Origin of the sequence: Propioniciclava sp. (genome assembly GCF_047602245.1) — a bacterium.
Classification (GTDB): Bacteria; Actinomycetota; Actinomycetes; order Propionibacteriales; family Propionibacteriaceae; genus Propioniciclava.
This window is the reverse complement of the sequence record NZ_JASGHT010000001.1, coordinates 1,105,482-1,128,184: the sequence shown is the minus strand read 5'-3', so window position 1 is coordinate 1,128,184 and position 22,703 is coordinate 1,105,482. Positions and strand designations below refer to the sequence as shown.

Here is a 22,703-nt window from a genome sequence, read left to right as displayed (position 1 = left end):
CGGTGCCGAGTAGATCGGGCGCCGCTCAGAGACCGAGCTGCTTCGACAGCTGCTTGGCCTCCTTCTTCGGTGCGCGTGAACCCCACCAGTCACCGGCGCGGAACTTCGCGTCGCCCAGGTTCTCCAAAGCGGCGACCAACTCGGCCCCGTAGCCGGCGGGGTCGGCATCGCCGAGCGGGCGGAGCGCCTCCACCAGCGCGGTCGCCGCTGCCAGCACCTGCTGCCGGTTGCCGGACGCCCGCGCGGCCGCGTACTCCGAACGCGCCGACTCCAGTTCCGCGAGCGCCGGGGGCCCCGCCGGCGCAGCGGACGTCGCAACCGTCCCGGGCTCCACCGCAGCCGTGGTTTCTGGTTCGGCAGCGGACGCCGCGGGCTCGTCCCGGTGTTCCCAGGCAGGAGTGGGCTCGGCGTGGGCCGCGGGAAGGGGCTCTGCTACGCGCCGTGGCGCGGACTCGGACGAGGTGGCCGCTGCGTCCGGAGCCGGTTCGGCCGCGCGGCGTGGTGTGGACTCGGCCGCAGGCGCCGCCTCCGCAACGGGCTCGGGCGCCACCATGCCGACGGGCTCCGGCTCGACGTCTGCCAACGCCGGTTCCACGACCGGTGTGGGTGCCGAGACCGGTGCGGGCTCCGCGATGGGGGCGGGTGTGATCGCCGGAGCCGGAGCCGGAGCCGGAGCCGCAGCGGGCGCGGGCGCGGGCGCCGGAATCGGAGTGCCCGTGCTCGGAGTGACCGGCGGTTCGGGTTCGGGCAGCGGCAGCGCGGACCGGGTTGAGGCGGTGAGCGCGAGGGCATCGGACAGGTTCGACCACGAGGGGGTCGGGAGCGGCGAGCGGGTCGCCACCCCGCGCGCGCGATCGCGCGCATAGACCAGGTTGGGCACGTCCGCGTACAGCGCGGCGGCGGTGCCGGATGCCGCGCGCAGGCCAGCGATGAGCGTGTGGAAGGTGCGCAGGGACTCCTCGGACGCTTGCTCGTCGCCGAGGGCACGTTCGGCGTCGGCTTGGGTGAGCGCGGTCACCGCGAGCCAGGCGTCGAAGCCGGCCGGCTTACGCAGCGAGGCGTAGCGGTCCTGCAACGAGGCGAGCGCCTCGGCGGCCTCGGACGGCTCGCCGGCGGCCACCAGCGCCCGGGCGAGCGCGGTCACGGCGGCGAACTGGGCGTCCAGATGCTCGCCCGGAACAGCCTCGGCGGCGGCCAGCGACCCTGCCGCCTCGGCGGCTTGGCCGGCGGCGTCCAATGCCTCGTCGGGGCGATCGAGGGCGAGCAGATCCCAGGCAAGGTCGGCGAGCGTGGTGGCGAGGCCTGCCCGTGCCGGAGCGCCGAGCCGGGTGACGTGCACGCCCAGCTGGTCGGCGAGATGGCGGCGCTCCGCCAGCGCACCCTCGGTGTCGCCGGTGCCGAACAGGCGGTCGGCGAGGTCGCGACGACTGGCGATCCACGGCGGCAGCACCCGCTGTGTCCAGGCGTCCGCGACGCGCGCATCGCCGTGCAGCACCGGGGCGGCCACCTCGGCGGACGCCGCCACGGCCTCGCGGCTGACCTGCACGGCGTCCGTCACGACACCGGCCGACCAGCGGACGTCGGCGACCAGGCGCAGCGCATCCACCAGCACCGGTGCGTCCTCGCCCGAGGACAGCCCGCCCTCGGTGGCGCGGGCGAGGGCGGCGTCCGCGTACGCGTTGGCGGTCGCGAGATCGCCGGCTGCCGCCGCTCCGGACGCCTGCGCCGCCAGCAGCCACACGGCCGTGCGCGGCCCCAGATAGGGGACGAGGTCGACGTGGGGCAGCAACGTCATCCAGCCGCGTGCGGCCTGCGCCATCTGCGCGCCCTGAACGGCGTTGCCAGCACCGGATTGCGCGCAGGCGAGGTGGGTCGTCGCGGCCACGAACCGGACGCCGTCGTCCACGGGCGTGAACGGCCCGACGGCACCGTGTTCGGCGACGAGCTTGTTGGCGCGGGTGAGGGCGTCCTGGGCGTCGGCTGCGGCGTCCAGGGAGCGGTGCGCGACCAGGCGGCGCGCGGTGAGCTCGTTGAGCGCGTCGACCAGCGGTTCGGCCTTGCTCGGATCGGACGCCACCCAGCCGCGTAGCTTCTTGACCTGGGAGATCAACTCCTTGAGTCGTCGCGCGTGCTGGTCGGCGGAGGGTGCCATCAGGACTCCTTGACGTCGGGCCCGCCCATCTTATCGGGGGCCGCGGATGGCCCGATCCGGGGAGTCTGCAGCGTCGATTCAGGGTCTCACCGGCGTGTCGCCACAAACGTTCAAACGTTGTTTTCCTAGAGTTCACCTTCGAGGTTGACTGTTTCCCGGGCTGTGCCATGCTGTTCAGAGTGAGCCTTGAACTCCTGCTCTTGATCCTTGTGATCGTCACGGCGATCGCCTTTGACTTCACCAATGGCTTCCATGACACCGCCAACGCGATGGCTACCTCCATCGCGACCGGTGCCCTCAGCCCCAAGGCGGCAGTGACGCTGTCGGCCATCCTCAATCTCATCGGCGCCTTCCTCTCCGTCGAGGTGGCGCTCACCGTGACGAACGCGGTGATCCGCATCCAGGACGCCTCGGGCGCGCCGCGGCCGGAATTCCTGGCCGACAGCGGCCACACCCTGCTGCTCATCGTGTTCTGCGGTCTGGTGGGTGGCATCGTGTGGAACCTGCTCACCTGGCTTCTCGGCCTGCCGTCGAGCTCCTCGCACGCCCTCTTCGGTGGCCTGATCGGCTCGACGCTGGCCGCCTTGGGCTTCAACGGCGTCAACTGGTTCGGTAATGGCGCCAAGATCGATGGCGTGGTCGGCAAGGTCATCCTGCCTGCCTTCGCCTCGCCCGCGGTGGCCGGCATCGTCGCCACCGTCGGCACTTGGCTGGTGTTCCGGATCACCGCGAACGTCGTCGAGAAGCACCGCGAGGCGGGATTCCGCTGGGGGCAGATCGGCACGGCGTCCCTGATCTCGCTCGCGCACGGCACCAATGACGCCCAGAAGACGATGGGCGTCATCACGCTGGCCCTGATCGCCTACGGCGTGTGGACCGACACCACGCAGGTGCCGCTGTGGGTGAAGGTCGCCTGTGCGGTCGCGATCGCCGCGGGCACGTACTCGGGCGGGTGGCGGATCATCCGCACCCTGGGCAAGGGCCTGGTCGAGATCTCCTCGCCGCAGGGCCTTGCGGCCGAGGCCTCCTCCGCCGCGGTCATCCTGGTGTCCAGCCACATGGGCTTCGCGCTGTCGACCACCCATGTCGCCACCGGTTCGATCCTGGGTTCAGGACTCGGCAAGCGGGGCGCCGAGGTGCGCTGGGGCGTCGCCGCGCGCATGGTGATGGCGTGGTTCACCACGCTGCCCGCCGCGGCCCTGGTCGGCGCGCTGTGCTACTTCGTGGGCAACGGGGTCGGTGGTTACGCCGGCGTCCTGCTCGTGCTGGCGGTGCTGCTCAGCCTCACCGGTGCCATCATCTGGCAGTCGAAGAAGGCGCCCGTCCATGCCGGCAACGTGAACGCCGAGTGGAGCGAGGGGGCCACGCCGGCGCCGTCGGCCGAGACCGCGTCCACCGTAAACGTGACCGCCACGCCTCCGGCGGGTTCGGCCCCGTCTCCCGCTATTCTGGACGCCTGAGGAGGTCGCCATGCTGCAACTGTTCGGTACTGCGGTCGGCGAAGTGCTGGTCATCTCGTTGCTCGTTGGCGCGGGGCTGCCTGCGCTCTTCGCGTTCGGCATGCGCGCCTACGCCTATGGCGAGGGGGGCGCGGCCGTCGTGGATGGCGGCCCGCATCATCTGATCGGCAAGGTGGTCGGCATCGCCTGCTTCGTGCTGGTGGTGGCCATCATCCTGCTCGGCCTGGCCGTGATCGTCTCGTCCGGCTTCGGCTACCACGTCTCCTTCGACGGCGTCCTGCCGGCTTTCACCAAGAAGTGACCCATGGCCCCCGCGGTCGGATCCAGCCTGTTCGAGCGGATGCTCCGCTGGTTGCGTGCGGGTTATCCGCAGGGCATTCCGCAGCAGGACTACGTTGCCTTGTTCGGCATCCTGCACCGCTCGCTGACGGACGCCGAGATCGAGGAGATCGCCCGCGCCCTGCATGAGGGCGAGGGCGGCCTCGACTCCAACATCCCGGCCGAGCGCATCCGCGAGATCATCAGGCACACGGTCCATCAGGACCCGACCGCCGAGGATGTCCGGCGCGTCGCCAGCCGGCTCGCGCTCGGTGGCTGGCCGCTGGTGCCGATGGCCTCGCTGGCGGCCGCTCATCCCGAGCCTGAAGTACCGCTCGAGCCCGAGGCGTCCCCGGGGTCTGCTCCGGACGCCGAGCCCGGCGTGGCCGCCCAGGCCGCGCCGCCGGTGGTTCCGGCCACGCCGGCCCTACCGGCGCCGGTGGCGCCTCTCGATCCGGCTCCCGCGCCGTCGGTGTCGGCGTCCGCGCCCCAGCCCAGGCCAGTTCCGGCCCCCGAGCCCCTGCGTCCGCCCACCCGGGCCGAGCGCGTGTTCAGCTGGCTCAAGGCGGGCTATCCGCGTGGCATTCCCGAGGCCGACTTCGTCCCCTTGCTGGGTTTGCTGCAGCGGCGGCTGTCGGCCGACGAGCTCACCGTGCTGGCCGACCGGTTGCGCGGGTCGGGCCTGGTGCCGGCCAACCGCGTCGATGTCGGGGCCGAGTATCTGCGCATCACCCGGGAGCTTCCCGACGAGGCCGAACTGCAACGCGTCGTGGACCATCTGCGTGCGGCCGGCGTGGAGCTGGCCGACGACGACGGCCCGGTAGCGTAGAAATACCCCCGGGGGTACTCTGGATTCGCGCGGGCGCCCAGCCTGCCGGACGAGGAGGCATCCGATGAAGATCGAACCCGGCGAGATGGCGGCCGTGATCGCCCGCCTCAAGCGCGCGCAAGGCCAGATCGGCGGCATCATCACCATGATCGAGTCGGGCCGCGAGTGTGAAGACATCGTCACCCAGATCGCCGCGGTCTCCAAGGCGATCGACCGCGCCGGTTTCCAGACCATCGCGACCGGCCTGCGGCAGTGTGCCGCTGACCCCGAGACCGCCGACGTCGACGTGCCCAAGCTGGAGAAACTCTTTCTGTCCTTGGCGTGATGGATCAGCGAGCCGCCTGCTGCGCCGCACGCCCGGCCGCCCAGGTCGCGTAGCCGCCGTCCAGGTTGACGGCGTCGCGGCCCAACTGGGTGAGCAGGCGGGCGGCGGTATGGCCGCGGACGCCGACCGCGCAGTGCACCACCAGCGGCCCCGCGGGCAGGTCGGCGGCGCGTGTGCGCAGATCGTCGACGCCGACCAGGATCGCGCCCGGGATGGATCCGCGCGCGTGCTCGCCCGGCGTCCGCACATCGAGCACGGTGGCGCCGGCCGCCACGGCGGCGTCCAGCTCGTGCCACTGCAGCGCGCGGGTGGTGCCGCGGCGCAGGTTGTCGGCGACATGGCCCAGCATGTTGATCGCATCCTTCGCCGAGCCGTACGGCGGGGCGTAGGCGAGTTCGAGTTCGGCCAGGGCGGACGCGGTGAGGCCGCCGGTGATCGCGGTGGCCAGCACGTCGATCCGCTTGTCGACGCCCTCGCCGCCGACTCCCTGGGCGCCCAGGATGGCGTCCGTCTCGGGATCGACCAGCAGCTTCAGCGCCATGCCCTGGGCGCCCGGGTAGTAGCCGGCGTGCGAGGCCGGGTGGGTGTGGATCGCGCGGTAGGGGCGTCCGGCGGCGCGCAGCCGCTTCTCGTTCCAGCCGGTGGTGGCCACGGTCAGGTCGAATACCTTGACGATCGCGGTGCCCAGCACGGGCCGGTTCGAGGACGGCAGGCCCGCGATGTGGTCGGCGACGCGGCGTCCGGCCAGGTTGGCGGTGTTGGCCAGCGGCACCAGGCAGGCGTCGCCGCTGAGCGCGTCGACCTTCTCGGCGGCGTCGCCGATCGCGTAGATGTCGGGATCGTTCGTCCGGTGTGCCTCATCGACCGCGATGCCACCGAGCGCGCCCACGGCGAGGCCGGCCGTGGCGGCGAGGGTGGTGTCGGGCCGGACGCCGATCGCGGCGACCACGGCGTCCGCCGGGATCTCGCTGCCGTCGGCCAGGGTCACCGACTTCTGGTTGATCGCGGTGACGCCCGAGCCCAGGCGCAGATCGATGCCGGCGGCGCGCATCGCGTCGTGCACCCCAGTGGCCATCTCGGGATCGAGTGGCGCCATCACCTGCGGTAGCGCCTCGACGAGCGCGACCTGCAGGCCGCGATGGATGAGGTTCTCGGCGACCTCGATGCCGATGAACCCGCCGCCGATCACGACGGCCGTCGTCGCATCGGCGGTGGCGGCGACCAGGGCGTCGGTGTCCTCGATGTCGCGCAGGCTGAGAGCGCGCTCGATGCCCGGGATCGGCGGGCGTACCGGACGGGCGCCGGGGGAGAGGATCAGCTTGTCGTAGGGGAGTTCGTCCGTCTCGCCCGTCTGGGTGTTGCGGACGCCGACGACCTTGCGGTCGCGGTCGATCGCGGTCGCCTCGGTGTGCACCCGGACGTCCAGGGCGAAGCGTGCCGCCAGCGACTCGGGGGTCTGCAACAGCAGCTGACCGCGCTCTTCGATGATGCCGCCCACGTGGTACGGCAGTCCGCAGTTGGCGAACGACACATACCCCGAACGCTCCAGCACGGTGATGGACGCCTGCTCGTCGAGCCGCCGCAACCGCGTCGCCGCGCTCATCCCGCCCGCGACTCCTCCGATGATGATCACTCGCATGACCCGACTATACCCCCGGGGGTATCTATTTGTCGCGTGAGGTGCGGCTACGCGGTGGCGGACGCCGCGGCGGCGGCAGCCTTCGGCAAGGCGGCGATGATGTCTTCCAGAGCCTCGTCGTCGTGGGCGGCGGACAGGAACCACGCCTCGAAGACGCTCGGCGGCAACGCGACCCCGGCGTCCAGCATCGCGTGGAAGAACGGGGGGTAGCGGAAGGTGTCGGCGGCCTTGGCTTCGTCGTAGTTCCGGACGCCGTGGGCGGCGGCGTCCTCACCGAAGAAGACGCTGAACAGGCTGCCCGCGGTCTGGATGCGGTGCGGAACCCCGGCGGCGGTCAGGGCCGAGCCGACGGCGTGCCGCAGGATCAGGGAGGCCTGGTCGACGTGGGTGTAGACGTCGGCGTCCGCGAGCGCGAGGGTGGCGATGCCGGCGGCGGTGGCCAGCGGATTTCCCGACAGGGTGCCCGCCTGGTACACCGGGCCGAGGGGGGCCAACAGGTCCATCAGGGTGGCGGGGCCGCCGAGCGCGGCCAGCGGCATGCCGCCGCCGACGACCTTGCCGAAGGTGACCAGATCAGGGGTGTAGCTGGGAGCGTCGACACCGGCTTCGAGTCCCCACCAGCCGGCCGGGCCGACGCGGAACCCGGTCAGCACCTCGTCGAAAATCATCAGTGCGCCGTGCTCGCGGGTGATCCGGCGGATCGCCTCGTTGAAGCCGGGCAGCGGGGTGACGACGCCCATGTTCGCCGGGGCGGCCTCGGTGATCACGCACGCGATCTCGGCGCCGCGGGCGGCGAAGACCTCTTCCAGCGCGGCGACGTCGTTGTAGGGCAGCACGATGGTGTCGGCCGCGGACGCCGCGGTCACCCCCGCCGAGCCGGGCAGGCCCGCGGTGGCCACCCCCGAACCGGCGGCGGCCAGCAGGGCGTCGGAATGGCCGTGGTAGCAGCCAGCGAACTTCACGATCACGTCGCGCCCGGTCGCGCCGCGCGCCACCCGGATCGCGGTCATGGTCGCCTCGGTGCCGGTCGAGACGAAGCGCACCTTCTCCGCGAACGGTACCCGCGCGCGGATCATCCCGGCCAGGTCCACCTCGGCGGTGGTCGGTGCTCCGAAGGACAGTCCGTGGCAGGCGGCCGACTTCACGGCGTCCACCACATCGGGATGGGCATGCCCGAGCAGAGCAGGCCCCCACGAGCAGACCAGGTCGACGTAACGCGAGCCGTCGACGGCCAAGACGTGCGCGCCGCTGGCGGCCATCAGGAACACCGGCGTGCCGCCGACCGAGCCGAACGCGCGCACCGGCGAACTCACCCCACCCGGGATCACCTCGCAGGCGGTGCGGTAGACCTCTTCCATCGACAGGCGGTGCTGCGGCATGGCGTCCTTTCCTTCGTTGACCGTTCATTCTCACCGCCGGGCTGACCATGTGCCAAGCCCAGAGGTGGCAGAACGGACCGCGAAGGACCCGTTCCGGGCCGGGCGCCGCCGAATCAGGCGCTGGAATCCTGGGCCGGTGGTTCAGTGACTCCGGCGGGCCAATTCCAACGCGGCATAGGTGAGCACGATGTCGGCGCCGGCACGCAGGATGGCGGTGACGGCTTCGGCGAGGGCGGCGTCACGGTCGATCCAGCCGCGCTCGGCGGCCGCGCAGACCATCGCGTACTCACCCGACACGTGGTAGGCGGCGACCGGCACATCGGATGCCGCGGCGACGTCGGCGAGCACGTCCAGGTAGTAGCCGGCCGGCTTGACCATCACCAGGTCGGCGCCCTCGGCGAGATCGAGCAGGGTTTCGCGCAGGCCCTCGCGGCGGTTGGCCGGATCCTGCTGGTAGGCGCGCCGGTCGCCCTGCAGCGAACTCGCCACCGCCTCGCGGAAGGGACCAAAGAAGGCGGAGGCGTATTTCGCCGAATAGGCCAGCACCGACACGTCGGCGTGACCGGCGGCGTCCAGGCCCTCACGGATGGCCAGCACCTGGCCGTCCATCATTCCCGAGGGGCTGACGACGTGCGCGCCGGCGTCCGCCTGGGACACCGCCAGGCGCACATAGGCCTCGACGGTGGCGTCGTTGTCGACCGCACCGGTCGCGTCCAGGACGCCGCAGTGGCCGTGGTCGGTGAACTCGTCGAGGCAGGTGTCGGCCATCACCACGATCGCGTCGCCCACCTCTTCGCGCACGGCGCGCAGGCCGCGGTTGAGGATGCCCTCGGGGTCGGCGCCGCAGGAACCGGCGGCGTCCTTGTCGGAGTCGAGCGGGACGCCGAACAGCATCAGCCCGCCCAGCCCGGCCTCGACCGCCGCGGACGCCTCGCGGCGCAGCGAATCCAGCGTGTGCTGCACGACGCCGGGCATGGACGCGATCGGCTTGGGCGCGTCGATGCCGTCGGCGACGAACACCGGCAGCACCAGCTGGCCGGGATGGATGCGGGTCTCGCGAACCAGGGTGCGCATCGCGGGCGTGGTGCGCAGGCGGCGCGGGCGGACGAGGGTCATGGCTGCTCCTTGCTGAGGGCGCGGATGAGTGCGTCAACGACCCCGGGGCCGTCCTGGGTGGCGGCGACCGCGTCCACGCGGAAACCTGCTTCGGCTGAGGCCCGGGCGCTCGGGTCGCCGAGCGTGGCGACGGCCACCTGCTCGGGTGGAAGGCCGAGCAGCGACACGACGGCGTGGGCGATCGAGCCGGAGGTGAGCACCAGCGCGTCGTAGTCGGGCCACGGCCGGGCGGCGGACGCCTCGGCGAGCGGCGCGGTCGTGTAGGTGTGCACGGTCTCGACCTGCCAGCCGTGGGCGGTGAGCCCGTCGGCCAGCCGTGGGCTGGACAGCGCCGAACCGGCGATGATCGCCGAGGCCGGGGTGTGTCCGGACGCCTCGAGCAGGGCGTCGAGCAGGGTCCCGGCATCGGAGCGCCCCGAGGGCACCACGTCGACCGGGGCTCCGGCGGCCTCGATGGCGGACGCGGTGGCGCGGCCCACGGCGGCGATCCGGACCGAGAGGGTGGTGAGGTCGACGCCGGCGTCGGTGAGCGCGACCACGCCCGCGGCCGAGGTCAGCACCAGCCAGTCGGCGCGCCCGGGCAGTTCGAACGGCAGCGCGCGCGGCTCGGTGACGCGCACGGCGTCCACTTCGGCGCCGGCGGCGCGGATCGCCCGCGCCAGCGCGCCCTCGGCGCGGGGCAGCAGCACGCGGCGTCCGACCAGCGCCTCGGCGGTGCCGGGCGCCCACAGCGCGCGCTCGTGGTGAAAGACCTGGTCAGTTGGGGGATGGTCGGTGTGGAAGCTCTCCAGCTGGCTTTCGCGGCTCGCACCCAGCGGCGTCACCTCGGCGGCGCCCTGCGCCAGCAGATCGGCGGCCGCGGTGGCGCCGAGCGCTGCGGCATCCAGTGGCAGCGCCTGCGACAGCCGGGTGGTCACCTGGCGGGTGCCGCACGCGTTGAACACCGACGCGGTGAACTCCAGGTGGCCGTTGACGATCCGCCCGAAGGCAGCGATCGGCGCCGCGCAGCCGGCCTGGAGTTCGGCGAGCACCGCCCGCTCGGCGGTCACGCACAGCCGGGTGGCCTCGTCATCGAGCGGTGCCAGCGCCGCGCGCACCGCCTCGTCGCCGGCGCGGCATTCGACCGCGAGCGCCCCCTGCCCGGGTGCGGGCAGCAGGTCGAGGGTGTCGGTGATCGCGTCGAAGCGGCCCAGCCGGGCCAGGCCGGCCCGGGCCAGCACCACGGCGTCCAGGTCGCCGGCGGTGGCGGCGTCCCCGTGCACGCGGGCGAGCCGGGTGCCGACGTTGCCGCGGATCTCGACCACGGTCAGGTCCGGACGCCGCGCGCGCAACTGGGCCGCCCGGCGGGGCGATCCGGTGCCGACGCGGGCCATCGACGGCAGCTCGCGCAAGCTGAGCCCGTCGCGGGCACACAGGGCGTCGAAGGGCAGTTCGCGTTCGGGGATGGCCGCCAGCACCAGCCCGTCGACCGGTGCGGTCGGCAGGTCCTTCAGCGAGTGCACGACGAGGTCGACCTCGCCTTCGAGCAGCGCCACCCGTAGTGCGGCGGCGAACAGGCCCAGCCCGCCGGAGTCGAGCAGCGATCCGGTGGTCACATCGCCCTGGGAGCGAATGGTGATCAGCTCGACCTCGTGGCCGAGCGCCTCCAGTGCCGCGGCGACGTGCCCGGATTGGGTGCGCGCCAGTTCCGATCCGCGGGTGCCCAGTCTCAACTTCATGCGCTGCGCACCTTCGTGAACGTGGTCTGGCCGGCGGACGGCTCGGTGGCGGCGGGCGCGGCGTCGCCGCCTGGTGTGGGGGCGGTCTGGTCGGCGAGCCGGTGGGCGGCGACCTCGGCGTGCGGGATCACCGCGGCCAGCCCGGTTCCGGCGAACCAGGAACCGATGATCGCCACGCCGGGCAGGGCGTCCACCCGTTCCGCCAGCGCGGCGACGCGCGCGCGATGCTCGGGGGTTTGTGGCGGCAACGAGTTCGGGAAGCGGATCACGGCGTGGCCGGCGATCTGGTCCTCGGTCAAGTGGACGCCGAGCAGGGTCGAGGCGTCCGCCAGTGCCCCCGCGAGGGTCGGCTCGGGGGCCGGGCCGTCCGCGCGGCCGTAGCTGACCCGCAGCACATGCTTGCCGGTGCCCGCCACCACCCGCGGCCATTTGATCGAATAGTGGGTGAGCGCCTTGCAGGCCACCCTCGCGGGCGCGCCCTCGGTGTCGGGAGCGACCAGCAGCCCCGAGCCGCGCGGTCCGGCGTCCAGTTCGGGGGCGTCCAGCACCAAGCAGACGTGCGCCAGGTCGGCGCCGCGCGGCAGCGTCCAATCGCCGGCCTCGAACTCCGGCACGGTGCGCAGCAGATCGAGCGCCGCCCGGCCGTCGAGGGCGATCACCAGGCGTGCGGTGGTCAGCTCGACCGGGTCACCGTCCGGCACCGGGGTGCCCGCCGGATCGGCCGGACGCCCGGCCGCGCAGTGGGTGACCCGCCAAGTGTCGCCGTCGCGGGCGATCGCGGTGACGATCCGCCCGGTGGCGATCTGCCCGCCGAGCTCGCCGATCCGCCTCACCAGGGCGCGGGGCAGGGTGAACATGCCGCCGGACGCCGAGGCGACCACGGCGCCCTGAGGTGCGGACGCCCGCACGGCCGCCGCGGCGCGGACCAGGGAACCCTCGCGGGCCAGCGCCTCGCGCAGCCCGGGAGCGACGACGTCGACCGCCAGCGACGACGGGCGCGCCGAATGGATGCCTCCGGCGATCGGCTCGACCAGCCGGGTGAGCAGTTCGGGGCCGAGCCGGGTCTCGACCAGACTGGCCAGGTCGGCGGCGTCCGCCCCGGGGCCGGGGCCCATGGTGAGGTCTTCGCGGGCCCGGGCCAGGCCGTCGTCCGACAGCAGGCCGGCGACGTCGGGGTCGTCCAGGTCGGCCGGGATGCCGAGGATGCCGTGCGGGATGCGGACGGCGAAGCCGCCGTCGCGGTGCGACCACACCCAGGAGGCGCCGGCCGGGTCGACGGTCTCCAGGCCGAGTTCGGCGCACAGCGCGGCCACCGCCGGCTGGCGCTTGGCGAACGATTCCGCACCCAGGTCGACCCAGACGCCGCCGATCGGCGCACCGAAGATCAGGCCGCCGCAGCTGCCGCGCGGCTCCAGCAGCAGCGGGGACAGGCCGAGTTTGGCCAGCGTGTGGGCGGCCTGGAGGCCGCCGATTCCGCCGCCGATGACGAGCGATTCGACATGGGTCATGCCTGATGCACCAACTCCACCAGCCGGGTGAGGACGCCCGGGTCGGTCTCGGGCGGGACGCCGTGACCGAGGTTGACCACATGCCCGGGCGCGGAGCGGCCCCGGCGCAGCACGTCGAGCGCATGCGCCTCGAGGGCCGGCCAGCCGGCACCCAGCCGGGCCGGATCGATATTGCCCTGCAACGGCACTCCCGGAACCAGCGCGGCGGCCACGTCGAGCGGGGTGCGGTAGTCGACGCCGACGGCGTCCGCACCCTCGGCCATCGCGGCCAGCAGGTGCCCGGTGCCGGTGCCGAAGTGCAGCCGCGGCACCCGGCCCTCGACGGCGGCCAGGGCGCGGCGCGACCAGGGCGCCACGTGGGCGGCGTAGTCGCCGGCGGTCAGCGAACCGGCCCAGCTGTCGAACAACTGGACGGCCGAGGCGCCGGCGTCCACCTGCACCCGCAGGAACGCCCCGGAGATCTCCGCGCACCAGGCCATCAGCCGCGCCCAGGCGTCCGGGTCGGCGTGCATCAGCCGGCGGGCGGCGAGATGGTCCCGGCTCGGCCGCCCCTCGACCAGGTAGGCGGCCAGGGTGAACGGCGCCCCGGCGAAGCCGATCAGCGGCGTCCAGGAGGCCGATCCCGACGGCGTCGAGGCGAGTTCGGCGGTGATCAGCTTGATCGCGGCGGTGATCGCCGAAGTGTCGCCCAACTCGTGCGCGACCAGCGCCTCCACATCGGACGCCGTGCGCACCGGTTCGGCGATCACCGGACCGACGCCGGGCGCGATGTCGACGTCGACACCGGCCAGCTTGAGCGGGACCATGATGTCGGAGAAGAAGATGGCGGCGTCCACCCGGTGCCGGCGCACCGGCTGCAGGGTGATCTCGGCGGCCAGCTCGGGAATCAGGCAGGACTCCAGCATCGCGGTGCCGCGGCGCACCTGACGGTATTCAGGCAGCGAACGCCCCGCCTGGCGCATGAACCACACCGGATAGGTCGCGGGACGCTCGCCCGCCAGGGCACGCAGCAGAGGGGGCGTCGTCGCGTCGGGAGTCACTCCCCGATCATAGGCCGGTGCGCGCCGATGGGCGTGGAGCGTTCGAATAACTCCAGACAAGGTGGTTCAATGGGGTGGTCATGGGGCTTCATCTGATCTCGATTCACCACGCCGAGCACGGGCTCGCCGCGGTCGAGGCCGTGACCCCTGCCGTGGCCGGGCTCGGCCGCCGGGTCGTGGAGAGCGCCGAGAAGGTACGCGGCGCGGTGGTGCTGGCCACCTGCAACCGTCTCGAGGTCTACGTGGACGCCGACGCGCCGGTCGGTTTCGTGGCCGCTCAGGTGCGCCGGGCGATCCTCGCCGGGCTGCCCGCGCCGGTGCGCGTGCGGGTGTCGATGGGCGCCGATACCGAGGCGCTGCACCATCTCTTCGACGTGGGCGCCGGCCTCGACTCGATGGTCGTCGGCGAGCGCGAGATCGCCGGCCAGTTGCGCCGTGCGCTGCGCGAGGCGCGTGACGACGGCACGGCGAGCGGCCTGCTGATCGAGACCATCGAACAGGCGCTGCGGACGTCCCGGAAGGTGTCGCACTTGACCAGACTTGCCACCACCGGCCGCTCGGTCGTCGACGTCGGCCTCGACCTGCTGCGCCGCGACTGGCCGTCCACGAGCGTGCTGCTGATCGGCACCGGCGCCTACGCGGGCGCCGCGGTGGCCGCGCTGCACCAGCGAGGCGTCCGCGACCTGGCCGTGTTCTCGTCCTCGGGGCGGGCGGCCGCGTTCGTCGGCACGCATCCCGGCACCCAGGACGCCGGTGCCGACCTGCTGCAGGCGGTGGCCTCGGCCGATGTGGTGGTCACCTGCCGTGGGCTGGGCCGGCCGATCCTGACCGCGTCCGCGCTGGCCGAGGTGATGGAACGCCGCGACCACGCCCAGCTGTTCCTGGTCGATCTGGCCGTCTCGCGCGATGTCGAACCCGAGTCGGCGGGGCTGGAGGGCGTCGTCCTGCTCGACCTGCCCACCATCCAGCATCACGTGCCGGACGCCTCGCAGCGCGAGGTGGACCGGGCCCGCTCGCTGGTCGACCAGGGCGTCCGCGACCTGGTGGCCCGGCTGAAGGGGCGCCAGATGGACCCGGCCGTGGTGGCCTTGCGCGACACCGTCAACGAGATGGTGTCCGACGAGATCGACCGGCTGCCGCAGGGGCGTCCGATCACCGGTGAGGAGGCCGCGCACGCGCTGCGCCGGCTGGCCGCCCGCCTGGTGCACGTGCCCAGCGTGCGCGCCCGCAAGGCCGCCGAGGAGGGCCGCACCGGCGAATACCTGACCGCGCTCAGCGAGCTGTGGGGCATCGAACCCCAGGTGCGGCCGCTGCTGCGCAATCTCGAACTCGACGTCGCGCGCGCTGCGCCGGCGGTGTCACCGGACGCCCTCGACTGCGCGACCTGCCCGATCACCGGGCTCGGCCTGGTGGACCTGGGCGAACCCGCTCACCTGGAGGCGATGTGACCTTCCCCTACGACGCGATCCTCGTGGTGTCCTACGGCGGACCGCGCGAACCCGACGATGTGCTGCCCTTCATGCGCAACGCCACCCGCGGCCGGGGCATCCCCGACTCGCGGCTGCTGGAGGTGTCCGGGCATTACCAGATGTTCGGCGGCGCCTCGCCGATCAACGAACGCAACGCCGAACTGATGGACGCCCTGGGCGCCGAACTGGCCAGCCGCGGCATCACGGTGCCGATCGTGATCGGCAACCGCAACTGGACGCCCTATGTGTCGGACGCCGTGCGGGAGCTGGAGGCGTCCGGTGCCCGCCGGGTGCTCGTGCTGGCCACCGCCGCCTACGCGTCGTATTCGGGTTGCCGCCAGTACCGCGAGGACCTGGCCGCCGCGCTGGCCGAGACCGGGGCCTCGCTGGAGCTGACCAAGATCGGTCCCTTCGCCGAGACCGAGGGTTTCCTCACCGCCAATACCGACGCCGTCCGCGCGGCCCTGGCCGTCGCCGAGGGCGAGCCGCGGGTGCTGTTCGTCACCCACTCGATCCCGCTGGCGATGGACGCGGCCTCAGGCCCCGGCGGCGAGAACCGCTACTCCGACCAGCACCGCCGGGTCGCCGAAGAGGTGGCCGCGCGGGCCGGTCTGGACGCTGATGGGTGGGAGATCGCCTACTGCAGCCGTTCCGGTGCGCCGCACATTCCGTGGCTGGAGCCCGACGTGAACGACCGGATGGAAGAACTCGCCGGCGAGGGGGTGGGGTCGGTGGTGACCGTGCCGTTCGGGTTCATCAACGACCACATGGAGGTCGTCTACGACCTCGACACCCAGGCCAACGAGACTGCCGCCGATCAGGGCCTGGCCTATGTGCGGGCCGCGACCGTCGGCGTCCACCCCGCCTTCGTGGCGATGCTGGCCGACAAGATCGTCGAGGCCGCACCCGGCGAGGTCGGCGGGCTGCCGACCTGCGGGGTGAACTGTTGCGCTTCCGGGCATCCGGGACCGCCGCGTCCGGCCGCCTGCTCGCTGGCCGACCGCACCGCCGGCGTGGCTGGATAACCTACCACCCCACCTGATGGACGATCCCGCGTCGACGCGGGGGAGGAGAGAGATGTCTCACACACCGCACGGCAAAGTTCCCGGCGCCCCGTTCAGCGGCGACCCTCGTGACGTGTACGTTGCGCCCGAGGAGATCAACGCCTCCTCGCACTACGTGATGTACAGCGTCTTCTCCTCGGTGGTGCCGCTGCCGGCTGAGGACGCCGAGCGCGCCGACGAGGTCACCCAGGCCGTTGCCGCCGTCGAAGCGACCGGCGTCACCGTGCGCGGCTGGTACGACGTTGCGGGCTTCCGCGCCGATGCCGACCTGCTGGTCTGGACGCTGTCGGAGGACCCGGCCGCGCTGCAGGCCGCCTACCACGCGCTGCGCGGCTCTGAGCTGGGCGGACGCCTCGCCCCGGTGTGGAGCGTCGTCGGCGTCCATCGGCCCGCCGAGTTCAACACCTCGCACACGCCCGCCTGCTTCTCTGGCATCGCGCCGCGCCCGTGGCTGACGGTCTACCCGTTCGTGCGCTCCTACGAGTGGTACTACATGGACCCGGCCAAGCGCTCGCACATGCTGCGCACCCACGGCGGTGCCGCCCGTGAGTTCCCCGACGTGCTCGGCTCCACCACCCAGGCGTTCGCGCTCGGCGACTACGAATGGCTGCTCGCCTTCGAGGCCGACGAACTGCACCGCCTCACCGACGCCATGCGCACCCAGCGCGGCGTCGAGGCGCGCCTGCACGTGCGCGAGGAGACCCCGTTCTTCACCGGCCCGCGCGTCGAGTTGTCCGAGTGGGCTGACCGCCAGCCGCGCGCCTGATCTGTTCGCGGAGAAGTAAGGGCGTCGGGCTGGGAGCGCCTCTCGGCGCGTGGCCGCTCGTGGCGGCTAAAAGTGGAGCCCGGGGCTACCGCAGCCCGACGCCTGCACCAGGGTACGCGTTCGATCCCGATCCGGCGAGTCGCTCCGCTGAGCGCGAACGAGGCCGCGACCCGGGATGAGTCGCGGCCTCGTTGCTCGGGGGGCGGTTCTAGATCGCATCCTCAGGGTCGGTGAGGTCGCGGCCGGCGACCTCCGGCATGAAGATCGCCGCGATCAAGGCGGTGGCGGTGAAGAAGCCGATCATGACGATGACGGGCCAGACGGAACCCGCGGTGGCGGCCACCAGGGCGGCGGCGACCACGGGGCCGATCCCGGTGGCGATGATCGAGGAGATCTCGCGCGTGACCGCGACCCGGGCGTAACGGCTCCGCGAGCCGAACAGTTCCGGCAGCGTCAGGTTCTCCAACGAGGCCAGCGCCATCACCGACACGTTGTGCAGGATGATGTAGCCGGCGAAGACCGTGGGGATCGATCCGGAGATCATGAACAGCACCATGGGGACCACCAGGATCAGGGAGATCGACGACATGATGATGTACATCGTGCGGCGCCCGAACCGGTCACCCAGCGCCCCGATCACCGGAACGGTGATGAAGGCGAGCGCGGAGGAGATCATCACCACCGAGGTGCCCACCGAACGGTCCATCATCAGCGTGATGGTCAGGAACGAGATCAGGTAGGTCTGGATCATGCCGGAGTTGCCGGCCTGGCCGAATCGCAGGAAGAACGCGATCGCGACCGCCTTCCACGGTGCCTTCGGCCGGGCGGCACGGTCGGCGTGCTTGGCCAGGTAGCGCGCGGACGGGGTGTGGAGGTCCTTCGCGGTCATCACGGCGTCGCCGGCCGTGGTGCCGGTGGCGATCGTCTCGGCGACCACGGCGTCCTGCTGTGCGGCCTCGAAGACGGGGCTCTCCTTCAGGCGCGAGCGGATCCACAGCGCGACGAGGAGCACCACGAAGCTACCCACGAACGGGATGCGCCAGCCCCAGGTCAGCAGATCCTCTTCGCTGAGCGCGGCGATCAGGACGAACCAGATGGCGGACGCCAGCAGGGTGCCGCTGTTGGTGCCGAGGGCGACCAGCGAGGCGATGATGCCGCGCCGGCGCGCGGGGGCGTACTCGGCGAGCATCACGCCGGCACCGGCGATCTCGGCGCCCGCGCCGAAGCCCTGGCCCAGCCGCAGCACCATCAGCAGGATCGGGGCCATGATGCCGATGGTCTGGTAGGACGGCAGGAAGCCGATCAGCGTGGTGGATATGCCCATCAGCGAGATCGAGTAGACCAGGACCTTCGTCCGGCCGACCCGGTCACCCATGCGGCCGAAGTACCAGGCGCCGATGGGCCGGGCCACGTAGCCCACACCGTAGGTCGCCATCGCGGCCACGACCGCGATCGCCGGTGAGACGTCGGGGAAGAAGAGCTGGCTGAACACGAGGGCGGCGGCCAGCGAGTACAACTGGAAGTCCATGAACTCCAGCGCGGTGCCCAGCCAGCCGGAGACGGCTGCGCGGGCGAGATCCCGTGTGCTGCGTTCGACGACGCGCGGTCGGTTGGCACCTTGTTCTGCGGTGGATGGATCGGTTGCCATGTTTTGTCTTTCTTCTAACGAGGGGAGTGGATCGGGGTCAGCGCTCGCCGGGATCGGCGTCGTGCCACAGGGAGACGAGGACCTTTCCGGAGGCGGCGGCGTCCTTGGCGACGGCGAACGCGTTCACGACCTCGGCGGCGGGGAACACGTGGGTGATCACGCCGGCGATCTCGGGCCGGGTATCCAGCAGGGTGATGGCCTCGTCGATCTCGTCGATGAACCGGAACGAGCCGGTGAAGGTGACCTCGCGGACGGGAAGCGGGGCCAGGTTGACCGGGAGCTCGCGGTTGGCCGGCATGGCCACCTCGACCACGGTTCCGGCGGGGGCGACCGTCTGCATGGCCAGGCTGATGGCCGGCCCGGCGCCGGCACATTCGAAGACGATCCCGAATCGCGCCTGGGGGATGTCGGCCTTCCCGATCAGGAAGGTCCGGCCGGCGCCGAGATGCTCGGCCCGTTCCAGCGGTCCGTCCAGCAGGTCGGCGATCCCCACGCTGGCCGCCCCTTTGGCCACCGCCGCGGCGGCGACGAGCTGGCCGATCGGGCCGGCCCCGATGACGAGGACGTCCTTGCCCTCGACACCGCCGGAGCGCTTCAGGGCGTGCAGGGCGACCGCGAGCGGTTCGGCGAGCGCGGCCGTCCGCAACGACAGCGAGGCGGGCAGCGGGCGGACCATGAAGTCCTTCACGATGAGGTATTCGCTCATCCCGCCTTGGGTGTGCGGCCAGGTCGAGGCGCTGCCCAGGTAGTTGCCTCCGGGGCGCAGGTGCGGCGCGGACTCCAACCCGGGGGTGTGCGGGCCGAACTGCGCGGGATGGATGGTGATCGGCGTGCCACGGCCGAGAGCGCCGGAGGGGTCCAGGTCGACCGTGCCCGACAACTCGTGACCGGGGGTGAAGGGCTCGCGGATCTCGAAGGCGCCGTTGGCCCCCTCGAAGTAGTAGTGGATGTCGGAGCCGCAGATGCCGGCGTAGGCGACGCGGATGCGCACCTCGCCGTCGCCGGGCTGGACCAGGTCGGCTTCCTCGCACCGGATGTCTTCGGCGGAGTGGATCTTGAGTGTTTTCATGGTGGTCTCCGTTTTGAATGGGTGGGGGCGCCGCTCAGACCACCGAGGTCATGCCGCCGTCGACGAAGATGTTCTGGCCGGAGACGAACGACGAGGCGTCCGAGGCGAGGAAGATCAGCGCCCCCACCAACTCCTCGAAGTCGCCCCAGCGCTGGGCCGGCGTGCGCGCCTTGACCCAGGCGTCGAACTCCGGGTCGTTGATCAGCGCGGTGTTCATCTCCGAGGCGAAGTAGCCCGGCGAGATGGTGTTCACCTGAACGTTGAAGCGGGCCAGATCGGCGGCCATGCCCTTCGACAGCATGGCGACGCCGCCCTTGGCGGCGGTGTAGGGGACGACGGTCTGGCGCGCCAGCAGGGTGACCACTGAGCCGATGTTGACCACCTTGCCGGAGCCGCGTTCGGCCATCCGGCGCGTGATCGGCTGGGACACGTAGAAGACCGAGCTGAGGTTGGTGGCGAGCACGGCGTCCCAGTTCTTCGCCTCGATCTCGTTGAACGGCGCCCGGGACTGGATGCCGGCGTTGTTGACGAGGATGTCCGGCACGCCGACGGTGTCGAGGACGCCGTCGAGTGCCCGGGCGGCGCCGTCGCGATCGGTGACGTCGAACAGTGTGGTGGACACCTTTACGCCGTAGTCACCGGCGATCGCGGCCGCTTCGCGCCGCACGCGGTCGGCGTCGCGACCGTGCAGCACCAGGTCCGCGCCCGCGGCGGCCAGGCCGCGGGCCAGGGTGTTGCCCAGGCCACGCGACGAGCCGGTGACCAGCGCGAGGCGTCCGGACAGGTCGAACAGCTTTGCTGACATGGATTCCTCTTTCTGAAAAGGCCCGGCATCGTCGCCGGGCGATCGAGTGGGTGGTGCCGCGTCCGTCACCAGTCGGCGACGGTCCCGTCCAGACGGCGGGCGTACGGCAGGTAGGCGGCCTCGTAGGGGTACTTCTTGGCGGCTTCCTCGTCGAAGTCCACGCCGAGGCCCGGGGCGTCGCCGAGGGTGAAGTAGCCGTCGGCGAAGGTGTAGGAGGTGGTGAACACGTCCTTGGCGAGATCGGGGTAGCCCATGTACTCCTGGATCCCGAAGTTCCGTTGCGCCAGGCCCAGCTGCATCGAGGCCGCCATGGTGATCGGGGAGACGTCGGACGGCCCGTGAGGGGCGCCCTGGATTCCGTAGAGATCGCCGAGGTCGAAGATCTTCCGCACATGCGAGAGCCCGCCGGCGTGCATGACGCAGGTGCGAATGAAGTCGATGCTCTGGGTCAGGATGAAGTCCTTGACGTCCCAGATCGTGTTGAACACCTCACCGATCGCCAGCGGCACGGTGGTGTGCTGGCGCACCAGGTGCAGGATCTCCTGGTTCTCACCCGGGGTGACGTCCTCGAGCCAGAACAGGCCGACGTGCTCGATCGCCTTGCCGAGCCGGGCCGCCTGGATGGGGGTGAGCCGGTGATGGACATCGTGGAGCAGTTTGATGTCGGGACCCACATGCGCCCGGATCTCCTCCAGCATCGCGGGGGCGGTCTTGAGGTAGAGATCCGAATCCCAGTCCTCTTCCGGGGCGACGGCCGAGCGCTGGGCCGGTTCGTAGGCGCCTCCCCGGTCGTTCACGCCGTAGACCCGGTTGAGCCCGGGCACGCCTGACTGGACGCGGATGGCCCGGAAGCCGGCCTCGAGCTTCTCTGCGACCGACTCCTTCAACTCGGCGATGTCGCGGCCGGTGGTGTGGGTGTAGGTCAGGATCCGGTCGCGGACCGCTCCGCCGAGCAGCTGGTAGACCGGGACGCCGAGCGACTTGCCCTTGATGTCCCACAGGGCCAGGTCGACCGCGCCGATGGCGGCCATGGTGACCGGGCCCCGGCGCCAGTACGCGCTGCGGTAGAGGAACTGCCAGGTGTCCTCGATCCGGTCGGCTTCCCTGCCGATCAACAACGGGACGACATGATCGGCCAGATAGGACGCGACGGCGAGCTCGCGCCCGTTGACGGTGGCATCGCCCCACCCGACGACGCCGTCGGAGGTGACGATCTTGAGGGTCACATAATTGCGGCCCGGACTGGTGATGATGACATCGGCGGATGTGATTCTCTGCGTCATTGCCTGTTCTCCTATCGGTCGACCCGGGCGCTGCCGCCGGAGGCGAGCTTGAGGACTTCTGATTTGGTGGCCATCGAGGTGTCCCCGGGCGTGGTCATGGCGAGGGCGCCGTGAGCGGCGCCGTACTCGAGGCTGGTGGCGAGATCCTGGCCGCTGAGCAGGCCGTAGATCAGCCCCGAAGCGAAGGAATCGCCACCTCCGACGCGATCGAGGATCTCCAGGTGCCTGCGTTGGGTGGCCTCGATCAGGCCGGTTTCCGGTGACCATGCCACCGCGCTCCAGTCGTTGTCGGAGGCTGAATGAACCTGCCGGAGCGTGGTGGCGATGGCGGCCAGGTTCGGATAGGCGCCGGCGACCTCGCGGATCATCCGGGCATACCCCTCGAGCGGCAACCGGGTGAGATGCTCGTCGAGCCCGTCGACCTCGAAACCGAGGGCGGCGGTGAAGTCCTCCTCGTTGCCCAGCAAGAGATCGACGTGCCGGACGAGTTCGCGGTTGACCTCCCGGGCCCGCTCCTGCCCGCCGATCGCCTTCCACAGGCTGGGGCGGTAGTTGAGGTCGTAGGAGACCCGGGTCCCGTGTCTACGGGCTGCGGTCATCGCCGCCAGCGCCGTCTCGGCGGCGGTCTCCGACAGCGCGGCGTAGATGCCGCCGGTGTGCAGCCAGCGGACGCCTTGGACGCCGAACAACTCGTCGAAGTCGACCTCATCGGGGCGCAGTTGCGCGATGGCGGTGTGCCCGCGATCGGAGACGCCCTTGGCGCCGCGGACGCCGAAGCCGCGTTCGGTGAAGTTCAGGCCATTGCGCGCCTGCCGCCCGACCCCGTCGGAGGGCACCCAGTGCAGCCGGCCGGTGTCGACGCCTCCGGCCATGATCAGGCTCTCGACCAGGTGGCCGACCTCGTCGTCGACGAGGGCGGTGACGACGGCGGTGGGCAGGCCGAAGACCCGGGCGAGGCCGCGGATCACGTTGTACTCCCCGCCGCCCTCCCAGGCGGCGAAGGTGCGCGCGGTCCTGATCCGCAGTTCGCCGGGGTCGAGGCGGAGCATGACCTCGCCGAGGGCGACCGCCTGGTAGCGGCACTCGTGCGCGGGGCGGATGTCGAGAACCGGCAT

19 protein-coding genes and 1 pseudogene are annotated in these 22,703 nt (G+C 71.8%); 7 read left to right on the top strand and 13 right to left on the bottom strand.

The features are described 5' to 3' along the window. Positions 1 to 25 precede the first annotated feature (25 nt). Positions 26 to 2,152 (bottom strand): hypothetical protein, encoded by a 2,127-nt coding sequence (locus QM708_RS05535; RefSeq protein WP_415105176.1) that lies wholly within the window; start codon positions 2,150 to 2,152, stop codon positions 26 to 28. A 179-nt stretch (positions 2,153 to 2,331) separates the two neighbouring features. On the opposite strand from QM708_RS05535, the gene QM708_RS05530 reads away from it, so the two are divergent. The 4 genes from QM708_RS05530 to QM708_RS05515 all read left to right on the top strand — a co-directional run bounded on the left by QM708_RS05530 (position 2,332) and on the right by QM708_RS05515 (position 5,084). Beyond that, positions 2,332 to 3,612, top strand: a complete 1,281-nt coding sequence (locus QM708_RS05530; protein WP_415105174.1) for an inorganic phosphate transporter — start codon at positions 2,332 to 2,334, stop codon at positions 3,610 to 3,612. Positions 3,613 to 3,622: 10 nt separating this feature from the next. Continuing rightward, entirely contained in the window at positions 3,623 to 3,913 is a 291-nt protein-coding gene (locus QM708_RS05525) for a hypothetical protein (protein ID WP_415105172.1), read from the top strand. Positions 3,914 to 3,916: 3 nt separating this feature from the next. Further along, the gene (locus QM708_RS05520) at positions 3,917 to 4,759 is read left to right on the top strand and encodes a DUF3349 domain-containing protein (protein ID WP_415105170.1); all 843 of its coding nucleotides are present in this window, start codon (positions 3,917 to 3,919) and stop codon (positions 4,757 to 4,759) included. Between the two features lie 64 nt (positions 4,760 to 4,823). Beyond that, positions 4,824 to 5,084, top strand: coding sequence for a metal-sensitive transcriptional regulator (locus QM708_RS05515; protein WP_415105168.1), 261 nt, complete (start codon positions 4,824 to 4,826; stop codon positions 5,082 to 5,084). Positions 5,085 to 5,088: 4 nt separating this feature from the next. Here the strand turns inward: QM708_RS05515 and QM708_RS05510 are convergent, their stop codons facing one another. The 7 genes and pseudogenes from QM708_RS05510 to hemE form a co-directional block, all read right to left on the bottom strand. Continuing rightward, positions 5,089 to 6,723, bottom strand: a complete 1,635-nt coding sequence (locus tag QM708_RS05510) for an FAD-dependent oxidoreductase (RefSeq protein ID WP_415105166.1) — start codon at positions 6,721 to 6,723, stop codon at positions 5,089 to 5,091. Positions 6,724 to 6,770: 47 nt separating this feature from the next. After that, positions 6,771 to 8,102, bottom strand: a complete 1,332-nt coding sequence (gene hemL, locus QM708_RS05505; RefSeq protein ID WP_415105164.1) for a glutamate-1-semialdehyde 2,1-aminomutase — start codon at positions 8,100 to 8,102, stop codon at positions 6,771 to 6,773. Positions 8,103 to 8,243: 141 nt separating this feature from the next. Next, on the bottom strand, positions 8,244 to 9,218 hold the full coding sequence (hemB, locus tag QM708_RS05500; protein ID WP_415105162.1) for a porphobilinogen synthase: 975 nt from the start codon (positions 9,216 to 9,218) through the stop codon (positions 8,244 to 8,246). Next, on the bottom strand, positions 9,215 to 9,907 hold the full coding sequence (locus tag QM708_RS05495; protein ID WP_415111292.1) for a uroporphyrinogen-III synthase: 693 nt from the start codon (positions 9,905 to 9,907) through the stop codon (positions 9,215 to 9,217). The genes hemB and QM708_RS05495 overlap by 4 nt, the downstream gene beginning before the upstream one ends. A gap of 114 nt (positions 9,908 to 10,021) precedes the next feature. Then, a pseudogene (hemC, locus tag QM708_RS05490) lies at positions 10,022 to 10,936 on the bottom strand (hydroxymethylbilane synthase); the annotation flags it as partial. Next, positions 10,933 to 12,444: a protoporphyrinogen/coproporphyrinogen oxidase gene (locus QM708_RS05485; protein ID WP_415105160.1), complete on the bottom strand. Its 1,512-nt coding sequence runs from the start codon at positions 12,442 to 12,444 to the stop codon at positions 10,933 to 10,935. The gene QM708_RS05485 and the pseudogene hemC, both read right to left, overlap by 4 nt. Continuing rightward, positions 12,441 to 13,484 (bottom strand): uroporphyrinogen decarboxylase, encoded by a 1,044-nt coding sequence (hemE, locus tag QM708_RS05480; RefSeq protein ID WP_415105158.1) that lies wholly within the window; start codon positions 13,482 to 13,484, stop codon positions 12,441 to 12,443. Before hemE ends, QM708_RS05485 begins: the two co-directional genes overlap by 4 nt. A gap of 80 nt (positions 13,485 to 13,564) precedes the next feature. Between hemE and QM708_RS05475 the strand changes: the two genes are divergently transcribed. From QM708_RS05475 to hemQ, 3 genes are read left to right on the top strand one after another with little or no spacing between them, the layout of a single operon-like run. Further along, positions 13,565 to 14,932, top strand: coding sequence for a glutamyl-tRNA reductase (locus QM708_RS05475; protein WP_415105156.1), 1,368 nt, complete (start codon positions 13,565 to 13,567; stop codon positions 14,930 to 14,932). Beyond that, positions 14,929 to 15,978 carry a ferrochelatase gene (locus QM708_RS05470; RefSeq protein WP_415105154.1) on the top strand — a complete coding sequence of 350 codons (1,050 nt, stop codon included), beginning with the start codon at positions 14,929 to 14,931 and terminating at the stop codon, positions 15,976 to 15,978. The genes QM708_RS05475 and QM708_RS05470 overlap by 4 nt, the downstream gene beginning before the upstream one ends. Before the next feature lie 52 nt (positions 15,979 to 16,030). Then, positions 16,031 to 16,783 (top strand): hydrogen peroxide-dependent heme synthase, encoded by a 753-nt coding sequence (hemQ, locus tag QM708_RS05465; RefSeq protein WP_415105152.1) that lies wholly within the window; start codon positions 16,031 to 16,033, stop codon positions 16,781 to 16,783. Positions 16,784 to 16,991: 208 nt separating this feature from the next. On the opposite strand, the gene QM708_RS05460 is transcribed toward hemQ, so the two are convergent. The 5 genes from QM708_RS05460 to QM708_RS05440 all read right to left on the bottom strand — a co-directional run bounded on the left by QM708_RS05460 (position 16,992) and on the right by QM708_RS05440 (position 22,703). Further along, complete coding sequence (locus QM708_RS05460) at positions 16,992 to 18,431, bottom strand: MFS transporter (protein WP_415105150.1); 1,440 nt, start codon at positions 18,429 to 18,431, stop codon at positions 16,992 to 16,994. Between the two features lie 37 nt (positions 18,432 to 18,468). Next, entirely contained in the window at positions 18,469 to 19,500 is a 1,032-nt protein-coding gene (locus QM708_RS05455; protein ID WP_415105148.1) for a zinc-binding dehydrogenase, read from the bottom strand. 34 nt (positions 19,501 to 19,534) lie between these two features. Further along, positions 19,535 to 20,305 (bottom strand): SDR family oxidoreductase, encoded by a 771-nt coding sequence (locus tag QM708_RS05450; RefSeq protein WP_415105146.1) that lies wholly within the window; start codon positions 20,303 to 20,305, stop codon positions 19,535 to 19,537. Positions 20,306 to 20,370: 65 nt separating this feature from the next. Then, entirely contained in the window at positions 20,371 to 21,588 is a 1,218-nt protein-coding gene (manD, locus tag QM708_RS05445) for a D-mannonate dehydratase ManD (RefSeq protein ID WP_415105144.1), read from the bottom strand. 11 nt (positions 21,589 to 21,599) lie between these two features. Further along, positions 21,600 to 22,703 carry a sugar kinase gene (locus tag QM708_RS05440; RefSeq protein WP_415105142.1) on the bottom strand — a complete coding sequence of 368 codons (1,104 nt, stop codon included), beginning with the start codon at positions 22,701 to 22,703 and terminating at the stop codon, positions 21,600 to 21,602.

Bases quoted from the DNA above. Each gene is read 5' to 3' on its own strand.
- QM708_RS05535 (WP_415105176.1), bottom strand. From the start codon at position 2,152: ATGGCACCCTCCGCCGACCAGCACGCGCGACGACTCAAGGAGTTGATC.
- QM708_RS05525 (WP_415105172.1), top strand. From the start codon at position 3,623: ATGCTGCAACTGTTCGGTACTGCGGTCGGCGAAGTGCTGGTCATCTCG.
- QM708_RS05520 (WP_415105170.1), top strand. From the start codon at position 3,917: ATGGCCCCCGCGGTCGGATCCAGCCTGTTCGAGCGGATGCTCCGCTGG.
- QM708_RS05515 (WP_415105168.1), top strand. From the start codon at position 4,824: ATGAAGATCGAACCCGGCGAGATGGCGGCCGTGATCGCCCGCCTCAAG.
- QM708_RS05510 (WP_415105166.1), bottom strand. From the start codon at position 6,723: ATGCGAGTGATCATCATCGGAGGAGTCGCGGGCGGGATGAGCGCGGCG.
- hemL (WP_415105164.1), bottom strand. From the start codon at position 8,102: ATGCCGCAGCACCGCCTGTCGATGGAAGAGGTCTACCGCACCGCCTGC.
- hemB (WP_415105162.1), bottom strand. From the start codon at position 9,218: ATGACCCTCGTCCGCCCGCGCCGCCTGCGCACCACGCCCGCGATGCGC.
- QM708_RS05485 (WP_415105160.1), bottom strand. From the start codon at position 12,444: ATGACCCATGTCGAATCGCTCGTCATCGGCGGCGGAATCGGCGGCCTC.
- QM708_RS05475 (WP_415105156.1), top strand. From the start codon at position 13,565: ATGGGGCTTCATCTGATCTCGATTCACCACGCCGAGCACGGGCTCGCC.
- hemQ (WP_415105152.1), top strand. From the start codon at position 16,031: ATGTCTCACACACCGCACGGCAAAGTTCCCGGCGCCCCGTTCAGCGGC.
- QM708_RS05460 (WP_415105150.1), bottom strand. From the start codon at position 18,431: ATGGCAACCGATCCATCCACCGCAGAACAAGGTGCCAACCGACCGCGC.
- QM708_RS05455 (WP_415105148.1), bottom strand. From the start codon at position 19,500: ATGAAAACACTCAAGATCCACTCCGCCGAAGACATCCGGTGCGAGGAA.
- QM708_RS05450 (WP_415105146.1), bottom strand. From the start codon at position 20,305: ATGTCAGCAAAGCTGTTCGACCTGTCCGGACGCCTCGCGCTGGTCACC.
- manD (WP_415105144.1), bottom strand. From the start codon at position 21,588: ATGACGCAGAGAATCACATCCGCCGATGTCATCATCACCAGTCCGGGC.
- QM708_RS05440 (WP_415105142.1), bottom strand. From the start codon at position 22,703: ATGCCGGTTCTCGACATCCGCCCCGCGCACGAGTGCCGCTACCAGGCG.